Source organism: Microbacterium sp. Bi98 (genome assembly GCF_918698045.1).
Lineage (GTDB): Bacteria > Actinomycetota > Actinomycetes > Actinomycetales > Microbacteriaceae > Microbacterium.
Genome location: NZ_CAKKLK010000001.1, coordinates 313694 through 327117, shown reverse-complemented (window position 1 = coordinate 327117; position 13424 = coordinate 313694). Strand labels below are relative to the sequence as shown.

The window sequence follows — 13424 nt, the reverse complement described above, 5'->3', positions numbered from 1 at the left end:
TCAGGAGCGCGCGGTCACGGGCACCCGCACGCGCTCGACGATCTGCCGCAGGGCCGCCTCGACCGGCTGGGCTCCGGCGCGGTGCGCGCCGCGGGCGGGAAGGAGTCGGTGGGCGAAGACCGGGACGATCAGCGCGGTCACGTCGTCCGGGATCACGAAGTCGCGTCCGTCGAGTGCCGCCCACACCTTCGCGGCGCGGATCAGCTGAAGAGTCGCCCTCGGGCTCGCACCCAGGTGCAGATTGGGGTCGGCTCGGGTGGCCTGCGCCAGAGCGACCGTGTACTCCTCGAGCGCCGGCGCGACATGCACGGAGCGCGCCCAGGCGATCAGTCCCGAGATCGACGCCGCGTCGGCGACCGCTCGCACCGCGGCGAGCGGGTTCACGGTGTCTCGCTGTCGCAGCATGAGCGCCTCGGCCGCCGCATCCGGGTAGCCCATCGAGATGCGCATCATGAAGCGGTCGCGCTGTGCTTCGGGCAGCGCATAGGTCCCCTCCATCTCGAGCGGATTCTGGGTCGCGACGACCAGGAACGGATCGGGCAGCATGTGGGTCGACCCGTCGACCGTCACCTGCCCCTCCTCCATGGCCTCGAGCAGCGCCGACTGCGTCTTGGGCGACGAGCGGTTGATCTCGTCGGCGATCACGATGTGCGCGAACACGGCGCCGCGTTTGAACTCGAACTCGCGATCGACGGGGTTGTAGACGCTCACGCCCGTCACATCGCCGGGGAGGAGGTCGGGAGTGAACTGGATGCGGCGGACGGTCGCATCCACGCTCGCGGCCAGCGCGCGTGCCAGCATCGTCTTGCCGACGCCTGGCACGTCCTCGATCAGCAGGTGTCCCTCGGCGAGCAGGCACACGAGCGCGCTCCGCACGGCATCCGGCTTGCCGTCGATCACCCGTCCGACGGACTCGACGATGGCAGACGTCTGCGCGGCGAACTGCTCGGCGTCGACGACGGCCGGGATCAGGGGCGGGTTCTCTGGCATGCGTTCCCTCTCGCGTGGGCGCTGCGGTGCGCGTGAACCGATCGTAACCCGGCTGCCTACGGTTGGGGTGAGAACCGGCGTCGGGCATCAGCCCCAGACACGAGCCCGGGGTTCTGCGGGGTCCACCCGGCTGTCGGCGCTGCGCGCGACACGCAGCAGAGCGAGTCCCTGCACCCCGCTCAGCTCGTGCAGTGAGCACGTGCCGATCAGGGCCCGCCAATGGTCGCAGAAGCGCTCGGCGTCTCCGCGCCGCCGGGCGATCAGGCGAGGCACTGCGAGAAGCGTGCGTCCGGGGGAGAGGCGGTCGGCGAGGCGTTCGAGCACCCGGACCCGCGGCAGCCCGGCCGCGTCGATGCGCAGCAGGAACCGGGGTGTGCGCACCGGTGCGAAGAGCTCCTCGACGGCATCGGCGATCACGCGTGCGTCCGAGACGGAGCCGCCGAGCTCGATGCGGATGCAGGTGGGGTCGGCGTCGTCCGGCCGCGCAGTGATCGCTGACTCGTCGATCCGCCCGACGCGTCCTGCCTCCTCCAGCGTGCGGGCGACGGCGACCGCCGCGGCTCGGTAGATCTCGGCCGGCCTCGAGCGATCGCGCAGAGAGCGGACGAGCATGCGCACAGCGGATGCGGTCGCAGCGACAGCGCCCCCGATCAGCGCGAGCGCGACCCCGAAGGCAGGGGCGAAGGAGACCCCGAAGAGCGCGAGCAGGGTGACGAGCACGCCTGTCGTCGCGGCGCCGGCGAGGAAGCCGCCGACCGCTCCCGCCCTCGCCGTCTGCGCGGCGCGAAGCAGTGGGGCGCGGGTCGTCCGACGGATCGACACCGTCTCCCGTTCGTGGGCACGGTACGGCTCGCCGATCCGCCACTCCTCCCTCGTCCGACTCCGAGAGGGCCACTGCGCGCGCGCGAGGGCGCCGAGATCCGCGATCGTCGTCGACGGGTCCTTGTCGAGCACACGAGTCCACGCCTCGACGGCGGGTGGGGTGAGTGCATGACCCAGTCCGCTGACGATGCGGCCGTCGCCCTCGGCGCTCAGCCCCCACAGATGCGAATGCCGACGACGGAGTCGCAGGGACTCGGACGCATCGTCGAGGTCGACGTGCGACGGGATCAGGCAGACGACCGACCAGTTGTGCGCGACCTTCTCGGGCCATGCCGGATCGAGCCTCAGGGTGCGCCCCCGCAGCTGCTGGGTGCCGGATGAGGTGGCCACGGTCGTGAGATCGACGAGGGTGTTCACCGACGGGCAGTCCCAGCCTTCGCCGAGCAGCCCCCGGGTGCCGACGAGCAGGCGCACATCGCCTCGGCGGATCAGCTCGGACACGGCCGCGACGACTCGTCCGCTTCCGGCGGCGCGCACCTGCAGGTCGCGCACGGGACCGGTGCCCTCCGCGATGCCGACCGGCTCGCCGAGCAGTTCTTCGAGCGCGACCGCGATGTCGGCGGCGTCGTCGGCGCGGACACGCAGGTGCTGCGAGGTCAGCAGCACGGGGCGCAGTCGGGAGGTGACAGCGTCGACGGCGAGGAGGCCGAACGTGCGGAGCGCCCCGGCGGGTGCGTCACCGGCCAGACCGCGGCTGTTGCCGTGCTCGACGAAATCGGTCACGACGACCGCGCGGATCCGATGGCCGTCGGCGCCGGCGAGTTCTCGCTGGAGGATCTCGACGGCCGCGTGGTCCTTCGCGGCGGAGAACGCCAGAGTGGTCTCGATCGGGTTCCGGCCGCGTCGGATACCCCGGTCGGTCAGCGCGTACCCGAAGTCCGCGAGCGAGCGCCGCACGTACTCCCACTGGCGCACGGCAGAGGGATCCGAGAGCAGCCGTGCCTGGGCGAACCGTGCCAGGACCGTCAGCAGGTCGTCGGTCGTGCATCGGTCGAGCAGGGCCGGCGGGATGGAGGCGATGAGCGGATGCTGCGGAGAGACCTCGCGCAGCACGAGAGCGCATGACCGGGTGAGGGCGAAGTCCGTCGCGAAGGCCCGGTCGAGGCGGGCGAGCGGGGTCTCGGCGAGAGAGGCGTCCTGCGGCTCTGCGGGTTGGAGGTGATGCTCGAGGTACGACAGCGCGTCGGGGGTCGACAGCACCTGCGTGATCAGGTCGTGCAGCAGCGATTCGTGCCGTCGGATGAACGCGGCCTCTGCGGGCAGGGGCTCGGTGAACATCACGTGATCGCGATACGGAGCCAGGTGGCCCTCCTTGACCACCGCCGGTGTCGGCACCTCGTAGTCGACCTCGCCGAGCAGGTGGCTGTAGTTCTCGTACTCGGTCTCGTCGTCGGGCGACGGCAGGGTCGCGGTGAGGCCGATCAGCGTCGGCTCCGCGCCGCTCTCTCGGATGCGGGCGACCAGATAGGCCACCACGATCGCCCAGTGGTCGAGCAGATGATGGCACTCGTCGAGCACGACCGTGCGCACCCCCGCCTCGACGAGTCGGTCGATGAGCGCGACGGCGTTCGGGTGCAGCACGCGAGCGAGCTCCGAAGGGCGCTGGCGGGTGAAACGCGAACGCAGTCGGCGCGCACGACTGCGGATGCCGGAGCGGTGGCGGGCGGGGTTGTCGACCGCCAGCTCGGCGAGCCACGTCGCGGCATCCGCCTCGGTGCGGCCGCTCGCGACGAGTTCCTCCGTCCAGATCGCCCTGGCGAGGTCGTCGAAGGGTGAGCCGTCTCCCGTCACGCTGAGCAGCTGATACGTGAGCACCGTCAGATCGCCGAGACGCTCGGGATCATCCGAGACGGCCGCCGCGTCCGGCGCCAGCTCCGACGCGGTGCGCACCCACTGATGGCGGATGGTCACCGTCGGCGACAGCACGAGAGTGCGGTGGCCTTCGCGTGCGGCGAGCAGCAGGCCCAGCAGCGTCTTCCCGGAGCCTGGCGGGGCGACGATGTGCAGCGGGGCTGCGCCTCCCGGAGGGATCCGGTCGAGGACCTCGGCCTGGTAGGTGCGCAGCGTGCCCGGAAAATGCCACGTCGAGAGGGGAGGGGCGGCGACGGGATCCATGACCTGCCCAGTCTGTCAAAGAGCAGGGGCAGACATCGGCTAGACTTGTCGACGGCTCTCCGCGTGGCGGCATCCAGGCCAATTCCCCCAGGGCGGAAACGCAGCAAGGGTAACCGGGCTCTGCTGGGTGCGCGGAGGGTCACTTTCTTTTTGTCAGGGTCCTCCGGGGCAGTCCTGACAGGATCGTGACGTGACAAGGCCCGACGTGACCCGCACCGCCGACTCCCCGCGCTCCAGCGCTCTCGGCCGTTTCGCGGCGCCTCTGCTGCTCGTCGCCCTGATGTGGCTCGTGCAGCTCGTCGACGCGATCCTCCCCGGGTCCTTCACGGGCTTCGGTCTTCGGTCCTGGGACCTCTCGGGGCTCGGGGGCATCGTGGTCGGGCCTCTCCTGCACGCGGATTGGGCGCACCTGATCGGCAACACCGTGCCGCTTCTCGTGCTCGGCAGCCTCGTCGCTGTCGAGGGCACCCGCAGGTTCTGGACCGTCACCGCATTCGCCGCCGTGGTCGGCGGCCTCGGCACCTGGCTCGTGAACGCGCCAGGAGCATTGACCGTCGGGGCATCAGGACTCGTCTTCGGATACTTCGGATACACCGTGATGCGGGTCTTCGCGCCGGGACGAGTCGCTCATCGCGTGCTCTATGCGATCGTCGCGCTCATCGTGATCGGACTCTACGGCGGCTCGATGCTCGCCGGCGTCGTCGGCGTTCGCGAGGGCATCTCGTGGCAGGCGCATCTGTTCGGTGCGATCGGGGGCGGCCTCGCCGCGTTCGTCGGCAGAGGCGGACGCGAGACCCGCAGCGTATGAGCTCTCGGGGCGCGACCACGAGGAAGACGCCGTCGACGAGGAAGACGGCGGCTCGCAGGAAGGCAGGCGCCCGCAAGGCGACTGACGGCAAGACGGCGAGTCGGCAGCGCGCACGCACGCACCGCGCGTCGCCGCGACGTCGAGCGCAGCGGCGGATGCGGCGGGCGAAGGTGCTGCGACGCGTCGCACTCTCTGCGGCGGCGGTGATCGTGGTCGCGCTCGCCGCGGTGCTGATCCCGCTGGGACTCGCCCACGAGAAGCCGCTGGCGATCTGCATCTCCGATCCGACCACGTTCCCGGAGGCGGGTGTCGCGGGCTGGCAGGGGGAGCAGCTCGAGAACGCCGCGACCATCATGCAGACGGCGACCGCGCTCGGCTTCGGTCGAGACGGGCAGATCCTGGGCGTCATGACGGCGATGGGCGAGAGCAGCCTGAACAACATCGACTACGGCGACTGGGAGACGAGCGGGTTCACGAACCCCGACGGCAGCCGGACGACGAGCATCGGACTCTTCCAACAGCAGCACTGGTGGGGTTCGGCCGAGCAGCGCATGGACCCGGCGACCGCCGCGACGCTGTTCTACGAGCGCCTCGCGAGGGTCCCCGACTGGCAGTCGATGGATCCGTCGCTCGCGATCCACCGGGTGCAGATCAACCTCGACCCCACCTATTACACGCGCTACGCCTCGGACGCCGCAGCCGTGGTCGATGCGCTCTCGACGCCCTGCTGAGCTGTTTCGCACGGCTGTCAACCCAGCGAGATCATGAGGTCGTGCACCTAGGGTGGGACTGTGGCGCAGAGCATCTACATCACCTCGGCCGAAGGCCATACCGGTAAGTCGACCATCGCCCTCGGCGTGCTCGACGCGCTCATGCGCGTCACCCCGCGGGTCGGCGTCTTCCGCCCGATCGCCCGGTCGGTGACCGAGCGCGACGACGTGCTCGAGCTGCTGCTCGCACACGACGGGGTGCACCTCGACTACGAGGACTGCATCGGCGTGACCTACGACGATGTGCGAGACGACCCCGACCGGGCGCTGTCGACCATCGTCGCCCGGTTCAAGGCGGTCGAAGCCCAGTGCGACGCGGTCGTCATCATCGGCAGCGACTACACCGATGTCGCCAGCCCCGCAGAGCTGGGGTACAACGCCCGGATCGCCGCGAACCTGGCGGCGCCCGTGCTGCTCGTGCTCAGCGGTCGCGATCAGCAGCGGCAGGCCGAGCAGCTGGGCACGACCACCGCCCGCACTCCCGCCGCGGTCGGACAGATCGGGGCGCTCGCGCTCGCCGAACTCGAGGTCGAGCGTGCGGAGCTGTTCGCGATCATCGTGAACCGGGCCGACCCCGATCGGCTCGACGACATCGAACAGGCCGTCGCGGCGGTGCGCCCGCAGAAGACCACGCCGGTGTGGGCGATCCCCGAGGACCGCACCCTGGTGGCACCGTCGATCGACGGCATCCTCGCCGCGGTCGACGGCCGGCTCATCAAGGGTGACCGCGACCGTCTCGCACGCGAGGCGCTGACGATCGTCGTCGCGGGCATGTCGATGGTGAACGTGCTTCCCCGGCTCACGGAGGAGTCGGTCGTGGTGATCCCCGCCGACCGCACCGAGGTGCTGCTCGCGACGCTGCTCGCGGATGCGTCCGGCACGTTCCCCCGAGTCGCCGGCATCATCCTGAACGGCCCCTTCCCGCTTCCCGAGCCGATCGTCCAGCTGCTCGACGGCTTCACCTCGACCGTGCCGATCATCGCGACCGACCTCGGCACCTACGACACCGCGGTGCGCGTGATGGGGGCCCGTGGCCGCATCTCGCCCGAGTCGCGGGGCCGCTACGACCGGGCGCTGGGGCTCTTCCAGACCCACGTCGACATCGCCGAGCTCACCACTCAGCTCGGTCTCGCGGAGTCGCGCGTCGTCACTCCGCTGATGTTCGAGTACGGCCTCATCGAGAGAGCACGCTCCGACCGTCGACGCATCGTGCTGCCGGAGGGCGATGACGACCGCATCCTCCGAGCGGCGGCGACCCTGTTGGCCCGGGAGGTCGCGGATCTCACGATCCTCGGCGACGAGTCGGCGGTCAGGGCTCGGGCGGTCGAGCTGGGCGTCGACATCTCGGCGGCCCAGGTGATCAGCCCGAACGATCCCGAGATGGTCGAGCGCTTCGCGGCCGAGTACGCGCGGCTGCGGGCGCACAAGGGCATCACGCTGGCCCAGGCCGCCGACACGGTCACCGACGTGTCGTACTTCGGCACGATGATGGTCCACCTGGGCCTCGCGGACGGCATGGTCTCGGGTGCCGCGCACACGACGGCGCACACGATCCGCCCGTCGTTCGAGATCATCAAGACCAAGCCGGGCGTCACCGTCGTGTCGAGCGTCTTCCTCATGGCGCTCGCCGACCGGGTGCTCGTCTACGGCGACTGCGCGGTGATCCCGGATCCGACGAGCGAGCAGCTGGCCGACATCGCGATCTCGTCGGCAGCGACCGCACAGCAGTTCGGCATCGAGCCGCGCATCGCGATGCTGTCGTACTCGACGGGGGAGTCCGGCTCGGGTGCCGACGTCGACAAGGTCAGAGCCGCGACCGCACTCGTGCACGAGCGTGCACCCGAGCTGCTCGTCGAAGGCCCGATCCAGTACGACGCCGCGGCCGACGCAGCGGTGGCGAAGGCGAAGCTCCCCGACTCGGCGGTGGCAGGGCGGGCGACCGTCTTCGTCTTCCCCGACCTGAACACCGGCAACAACACGTACAAGGCGGTGCAGCGATCGGCGGGTGCCGTCGCGATCGGCCCCGTGCTGCAGGGTCTCAACAAGCCGATCAACGACCTCTCGCGCGGTGCGCTGGTCGACGACATCGTCAACACCGTCGCGATCACGGCGATCCAGGCGCAGTCCGAAGGAGCGACCGCATGAGCGCGATCCTCGTCATCAACAGCGGTTCCTCGTCGCTCAAGTACAGCCTGATCGACATCGAGAACGAGAACGAGCTCGCGACGGGACTCATCGACCGGATCGGACAGGACCTCAGTGCCGTCCGCCACACGGTGCGTCCGGAGGCCGGAGGGGATGCCGTCGTCACGATGCTCGATGCCTCGTACGACTCCGAGCAGCCCGTAGCCGATCACGATGCCGCGTTCACGGTGATGCTCGACCAGTTCGCCGAGCACGGTCCGCTGCTCGACGAGCATCCGCCCGTCGCCGTCGGACACCGGGTGGTGCACGGCGGGGCACGGTTCTACGCACCCACCCTCGTCACACCGAACGTCGAGGAGCAGATCGAGGAGCTCTCGGTGCTCGCCCCCCTGCACAACCCCGCGAACCTCGCCGGGATCGTCGCGGCGAGGGCGGTGTTCTCCGGCGTCCCGCACGTCGCCGTGTTCGACACGGCGTTCCATCAGACACTGCCTCCGGCCGCCTACACCTATGCGATCGACGCAGAGCTCGCCGCGGAGCACCGGGTGCGCCGATACGGATTCCACGGCACCAGCCACCAGTTCGTGAGCGAGTCGGCCGCCGCGTTCCTCGGGCGCGACCTCGGCACACTCCGCCAGCTCGTCTTCCATCTCGGCAACGGCGCCTCGGTGACCGCGATCGAGGGCGGCCGATCGGTGGAGACCTCGATGGGGCTCACTCCGCTCGAGGGGCTCGTCATGGGGACCCGGTCCGGGGATCTCGATCCTGCGGCGCTCGTGCACCTCTCGCGTCGAGCCGGGTACTCGATCGACGATCTCGACGCGCTCCTCAACACGCGCAGTGGGCTCAAAGGCCTCGCAGGGCGCAGCGACATGCGCGACATCCTCGCGGGCAGGGAAGCGGGAGATGCGGCGGCGACGCTCGCGTTCGACGTCTACATCCACCGGCTCAGGGCGTATGCGGGGTCGTACATCGCGCAGCTCGGCGGAGTCGACGTGATCTCCTTCACCGCGGGGGTCGGCGAGAACGCAGCGGCCGTGCGCGCGGAAGCGATGGCGACGCTCGGATTCGCCGGCGTGGAGATCGATCACGGGCGCAATGCCGCCCGCCAGCGCGGAGTCCGGCGGATCTCGACGGACGCGTCCAGAGTCGCTGTGCTCGTGGTGCCCACGAACGAAGAGCTCGAGATCGCCCGGCAGACGTTCCGTCTGCTCTGACCGATACGCCCTCGGGGGTTACCGCTCGGTGCCGAGCCGCACTACGCTTGCACAGTGGCACGGAGAGGTGCCGGAACCCTCGTCCTTCTCCTGGAGGCTGCTGTGCCCGAAGCCCTGCCCGATCCGCTCCGCGCCGAAGGCGTCCTGTTCGATCTCGACGGCGTGCTGACGCCGACCGCCGAAGTGCACATGCGCGCGTGGAAGGTCGTCTTCGACGACGTGTTCGAGCGCTGGGGCATCACTCCTCCGTATTCGGATGCCGACTACTTCGACTACGTCGACGGCAAGAAGCGCTATGACGGCGTGGCCAGTCTGCTGCGCAGCCGCAACGTCGAGATCCCCTGGGGTGCGGTCGACGACCCGCCCGAGGCCGAGACGATCTGCGGCATCGGCAACCGCAAGAACGCCGCGTTCGCCGAGTCCCTGCGTGGCGAGGGCATCGCCCCGTTCCCCGGATCGCTCGCACTCGTCGAGAAGCTCTCCGCCGCCGGCATCCCGCTCGGTGTCGTCTCGAGCTCCAAGAACGCCGAAGAGGTGCTGGCTGCCGCCGGCATCCGCTCGTTCTTCCGCATCGTGGTCGACGGTGTCGTCGCAGAGCGCGAGAACCTCGCCTCCAAGCCCGCCGCCGACATGTTCAGCGCCGGCGCGGTGGCGCTGGGCGTCGACCCGGCCCGCAGCATCGCCGTCGAGGACGCGACCTCGGGCGCGGCCTCTGCCGCCGCAGCCGGATTCGCCACCGTCGTCGGCGTCGACCGCGGCACCGGGGCCGACGCGCTGCGCGCCGCCGGCGCGACGGTCGTCGTCGACGATCTCGACGTGTTCCTCGACCCCGCGGCCGACGAGTCCGCGCCGTCCGACTCCGCCGCTCAGGCACCCCGCTCCGACAACGAGGAGACCGCATGATCGACCGCGACCGCTTCCCCGTAGACCCCTGGCGCCTCATCGAGACGCGTTATTCCGAAGACGGCGTCGCCGAGACCCTGTTCGCCGTCGGCAACGGCTACCTCGGACTCCGGGGCAACCACATCGAGGGGCGCGGCGCCCACGAGCACGGCACCTTCATCAACGGACTGCACGAGACGTGGCCGATCCGGCACGCCGAGCAGGCCTACGGCTTCGCCGAGGTGGGGCAGACGATCGTCAACGCCCCCGACGCCAAGGTCATGCGCGTCTATGTCGATGACGAGCCGATCTCGTTCGACGAGGCGGACGTGCGCGAGTACCGCCGCACGCTCGACATGCGCACCGGCGTGCTCGAGCGCACCGTGGTGTGGGAGACCCCGTCGGGCAAGCGCGTGCGGATGCGCGATGAGCGCATCGTCAGCTTCGAGGAGCGCCACCTCGCCGTGCTGCGACTCGAGGTCGTCGTCGAGAACGCCGACGCCCCGGTCACCGTCAGCTGCCAGATGATCAACCGCCAGGACGGTGCCGGCGTGTACGCGGGCACCCCGAACCAGGCCAAGGGCGGATTCGATCCGCGCAAGGCCGAGAAGATCGCCGAGCGCGTGCTCGAGCCCGGCGAGTACTGGCAGGACGGACTGCGCTCCGCGCTGTCCTACAGCGTCGCGGCATCAGGCATGACGGTCGCAGTGGTCGCCGACCACATCATCGAGACCGAGAACGACTACACCTCGCGCACTCTCATCGAGGCGGACATCTCGAAGAACGTGTTCCGGGTGCAGGCGAAGGCCGGGGTGCCCATCACGGTCACCAAACTCGTCAGCTACCACACCTCCCGCGGTGTGCCGGCCCGTGAGCTCGTCGACCGCTGCCGTCGATCCCTCGACCGCGTCGCGGTCGAGGGCGTCCAGGCGCAGTTCGATCGACAGGCCGAGTGGCTCGCTGCCTTCTGGGCTCGCAGCGACGTGCAGATCGGCGGACAGGACGACATCCAGCAGGCGACCCGCTGGTGCCTCCTGCAGCTCGCACAGGCCTCGGCCCGCGCCGACGGAACCGGCGTGCCCGCGAAGGGCGTCTCGGGGTCGGGATACAGCGGACACTACTTCTGGGACACCGAGATCTACGTTCTCCCGTTCCTCACCTACACGTCGCCGCAGTGGGCGCGCAACGCGCTCCGGGCGCGAGTGCTCATGCTTCCGGCGGCTCGCCGACGGGCCGCGCAGCTCAACGAGGCGGGCGCGCTGTTCCCGTGGCGCACGATCAACGGCGAAGAGGCCTCCGCCTATTACGCGGCCGGCACGGCGCAGTACCACATCAACGCCGACGTCAGCTTCGCGCTCGGCAAGTACGTGCGCGCGACGGGCGACGACGACTTCCTGCGGCGTGAGGGCATCGACATCGCGATCGAGACGGCGCGACTGTGGGCGACACTCGGGTTCTGGCGCACCTCGCGCCTCGTCGCCGACACGAAGGACGACGACGGCATCGAGACCTTCCACATCCACGGTGTGACAGGTCCTGACGAGTACACCACCGTCGTCAACGACAACCTCTACACGAACGTCATGGCGCGCTACAACCTGCGCTACGCGGCGAAGGTCGTTCGTGAGGCGCAGGAGGCCAACGGCGAGGAGTTCGCCAGGGTCGTCGAGCGCACCGGACTCGCCGAGGGCGAGGCGGAAGGCTGGGAGCGCGCCGCCGACGCGATGTTCATCCCGTTCAGCGAACGGCTCGGCATCCACCCGCAGGACTCGCTGTTCCTCGAGCGCGAGGTCTGGGATCTGGCGCACACGCCGAAGGAGCAGCGACCGCTGCTGCTGCACTTCCACCCGCTCGTCATCTACCGGTTCCAGGTGCTCAAGCAGGCGGATGTCGTGCTCGCGCTGTTCCTGCAGGGCAACCACTTCACGCCCGAGGAGAAGAAGGCCGACTTCGACTACTACGACCCGCTGACCACGGGCGATTCGACGCTGTCGGCCGTCGTGCAGTCGATCCTCGCCGCCGAGGTGGGCTACCAGGATCTCGCTCTGCAGTACTTCCGGCAGTCACTGTTCGTCGACCTGCACGACCTGCACCACAACGCGGCGGACGGTGTGCACGTCGCGTCGGCCGGAGGCGTGTGGACCGCTCTCGTCTGCGGTTTCGGCGGTATGCGCGACTATGCCGGCGAGCTCAGCTTCGACCCGCGGCTGCCCGCCGACTGGCCGTCGCTGTCGTACCCGCTGCAGTGGCAGGGGGCCTCTCTGCAGGTCACGCTCACGACGGGTGAGCTGCGCGTGCGAGTGCTCTCCGGAGACCCGGTGCCGTTCACGGTGCGCGATGTGGCATACATCGCCACGACCGAGCAGGAGGTCGTCGTCCCACTCGCGGATCAGGGACCGCTCATCCCCGGTCGCCCGTCGCTGCGGCAGTTCGCCGACGCGCTGCGCGAGGACGGCACGCGGCTGTCCGCATCCGTCCCGGTGATCACGACCGCCATCCCCATCATCGAGCCGATCGACTGAGGTGCTGATCACCGCAGCGCTGTTCGGACTCGCGCCCGCGCTGCTCCTGTTCGTGCTCGCGGTGGTCGAGCGGGCGCGCTCGGTGCAGCGCGTCGCGTCCCCCGGTGCGCGGTTCAGCCCGGCCGAGGGTGCGACCGTGCTGCACGACGCGCTGCTGCTGAACGCGGATCGGAAGGCCGTAGCCGCCGCGCTGATCGATCTGGCCGTGCAGCGCAAGGTGCGGCTGCTGGTCGACGCCGACGCGGCGACGACCGGCAGGTCGCACCGGCGTGCACCCGTCGGCATGGAGGTCGTCGACGGTGCGACGTTCACGTCCGAGGAGCTCAGCGTGCTCGAGGCGCTGTTCGGGCCGGATCACACCCCGGGGCGGGTGCGACGGTTCAGTGCGGATGCCCGGGCTCTGCACCGCCGGGTGCGCGGTGTCCTCGACGAGGCGGAGAAGCGGCTCGCGGCCGCGGGGCTCATCGACCGGAGTCGACGCGGGTGGGCCACGTTCCTGATCCGCGTCGCCGCGGTGCTGGTGGGGGGCATCTGCCTTCTGCTGCTCATCGCCGCCTGGTCGGTGAGCGAGCCGGGTGCGGCTCTCTACGCCGTGCTGGTCGTCGGCCTGGTCGCGGCGGTCGCGGCGATCGTGGTCGCTCCGCGGGCGTGGCGCCGGTTCCGCCCTGCGGCGCAGCCGCTGCGCGCGCACCTCGCCGGGATGCGCGAGTACATCGCCCTCGCCGAGGCGGAGCCGCTGCGGTTCTCGCAGTCGACGGACGGGGCGGATCTGCGGGCGGACGTCTCGTCGGCGGCGTCGGCGGAACGACTGCGGAGGTTCCTGCTGAACGAGCGACTGCTGCCCTATGCGGTGCTCTTCGGTCTGGAACGGTCATGGACGGCTGTGCTGCAGACCGAGTCGCAGGCCCTGCGGGTCGCCGAGGGGATCGAGGGCGCGATGGAGGTCGCGGGAGCCGTGGTCGAGGTGATCGAAGCGGTGGGTGGCGTCGTGCATCTGGTGAGTGCGGTCGGCGAGCTGGTCGACGCGACGGGCGGGGTCGTCGAGGTGGTCGGCGGCGTCTTCGAGGCCGCGTCGTCGTGAGCCTTCGCCGAA

General features: G+C 70.1%; 9 protein-coding genes and 1 other RNA gene. 8 read left to right on the top strand and 2 right to left on the bottom strand.

Translation table 11 applies throughout. The features are described 5' to 3' along the window. A complete protein-coding gene (locus tag LQZ85_RS01595; protein ID WP_056279820.1) occupies positions 1 to 990 on the bottom strand; it encodes a MoxR family ATPase in 990 nt (329 codons plus the stop codon). Between the two features lie 87 nt (positions 991 to 1077). Next, positions 1078 to 3987, bottom strand: a complete 2910-nt coding sequence (locus LQZ85_RS01590; protein ID WP_056279822.1) for a DEAD/DEAH box helicase family protein — start codon at positions 3985 to 3987, stop codon at positions 1078 to 1080. Positions 3988 to 4037: 50 nt separating this feature from the next. On the opposite strand from LQZ85_RS01590, the gene ffs reads away from it, so the two are divergent. The 8 genes from ffs (at position 4038) to LQZ85_RS01550 (ending at position 13412) form a co-directional block, all read left to right on the top strand. Beyond that, positions 4038 to 4134: signal recognition particle sRNA small type (ffs, locus tag LQZ85_RS01585), an RNA gene on the top strand. Between the two features lie 43 nt (positions 4135 to 4177). After that, on the top strand, positions 4178 to 4795 hold the full coding sequence (locus LQZ85_RS01580) for a rhomboid family intramembrane serine protease (protein WP_230100382.1): 618 nt from the start codon (positions 4178 to 4180) through the stop codon (positions 4793 to 4795). After that, positions 4792 to 5526: a hypothetical protein gene (locus LQZ85_RS01575; protein ID WP_056279826.1), complete on the top strand. Its 735-nt coding sequence runs from the start codon at positions 4792 to 4794 to the stop codon at positions 5524 to 5526. The genes LQZ85_RS01580 and LQZ85_RS01575 overlap by 4 nt, the downstream gene beginning before the upstream one ends. Positions 5527 to 5586: 60 nt before the next feature. Beyond that, positions 5587 to 7710 (top strand): phosphate acetyltransferase, encoded by a 2124-nt coding sequence (pta, locus tag LQZ85_RS01570; protein ID WP_056279828.1) that lies wholly within the window; start codon positions 5587 to 5589, stop codon positions 7708 to 7710. Then, positions 7707 to 8927: an acetate kinase gene (locus LQZ85_RS01565; protein ID WP_056279831.1), complete on the top strand. Its 1221-nt coding sequence runs from the start codon at positions 7707 to 7709 to the stop codon at positions 8925 to 8927. Before pta ends, LQZ85_RS01565 begins: the two co-directional genes overlap by 4 nt. Positions 8928 to 9029: 102 nt before the next feature. Further along, positions 9030 to 9830, top strand: a complete 801-nt coding sequence (locus LQZ85_RS01560) for an HAD-IA family hydrolase (RefSeq protein ID WP_056279832.1) — start codon at positions 9030 to 9032, stop codon at positions 9828 to 9830. Next, positions 9827 to 12331 carry a glycosyl hydrolase family 65 protein gene (locus LQZ85_RS01555; RefSeq protein ID WP_056279834.1) on the top strand — a complete coding sequence of 835 codons (2505 nt, stop codon included), beginning with the start codon at positions 9827 to 9829 and terminating at the stop codon, positions 12329 to 12331. Before LQZ85_RS01560 ends, LQZ85_RS01555 begins: the two co-directional genes overlap by 4 nt. A 1-nt stretch (position 12332) precedes the next feature. Next, positions 12333 to 13412 (top strand): DUF2207 domain-containing protein, encoded by a 1080-nt coding sequence (locus LQZ85_RS01550; RefSeq protein WP_056279835.1) that lies wholly within the window; start codon positions 12333 to 12335, stop codon positions 13410 to 13412. The last annotated feature ends 12 nt before the right edge of the window (positions 13413 to 13424 follow it).

Bases quoted from the DNA above. Each gene is read 5' to 3' on its own strand.
- LQZ85_RS01595 (WP_056279820.1), bottom strand. From the start codon at position 990: ATGCCAGAGAACCCGCCCCTGATCCCGGCCGTCGTCGACGCCGAGCAG.
- LQZ85_RS01590 (WP_056279822.1), bottom strand. From the start codon at position 3,987: ATGGATCCCGTCGCCGCCCCTCCCCTCTCGACGTGGCATTTTCCGGGC.
- LQZ85_RS01575 (WP_056279826.1), top strand. From the start codon at position 4,792: ATGAGCTCTCGGGGCGCGACCACGAGGAAGACGCCGTCGACGAGGAAG.
- LQZ85_RS01565 (WP_056279831.1), top strand. From the start codon at position 7,707: ATGAGCGCGATCCTCGTCATCAACAGCGGTTCCTCGTCGCTCAAGTAC.
- LQZ85_RS01555 (WP_056279834.1), top strand. From the start codon at position 9,827: ATGATCGACCGCGACCGCTTCCCCGTAGACCCCTGGCGCCTCATCGAG.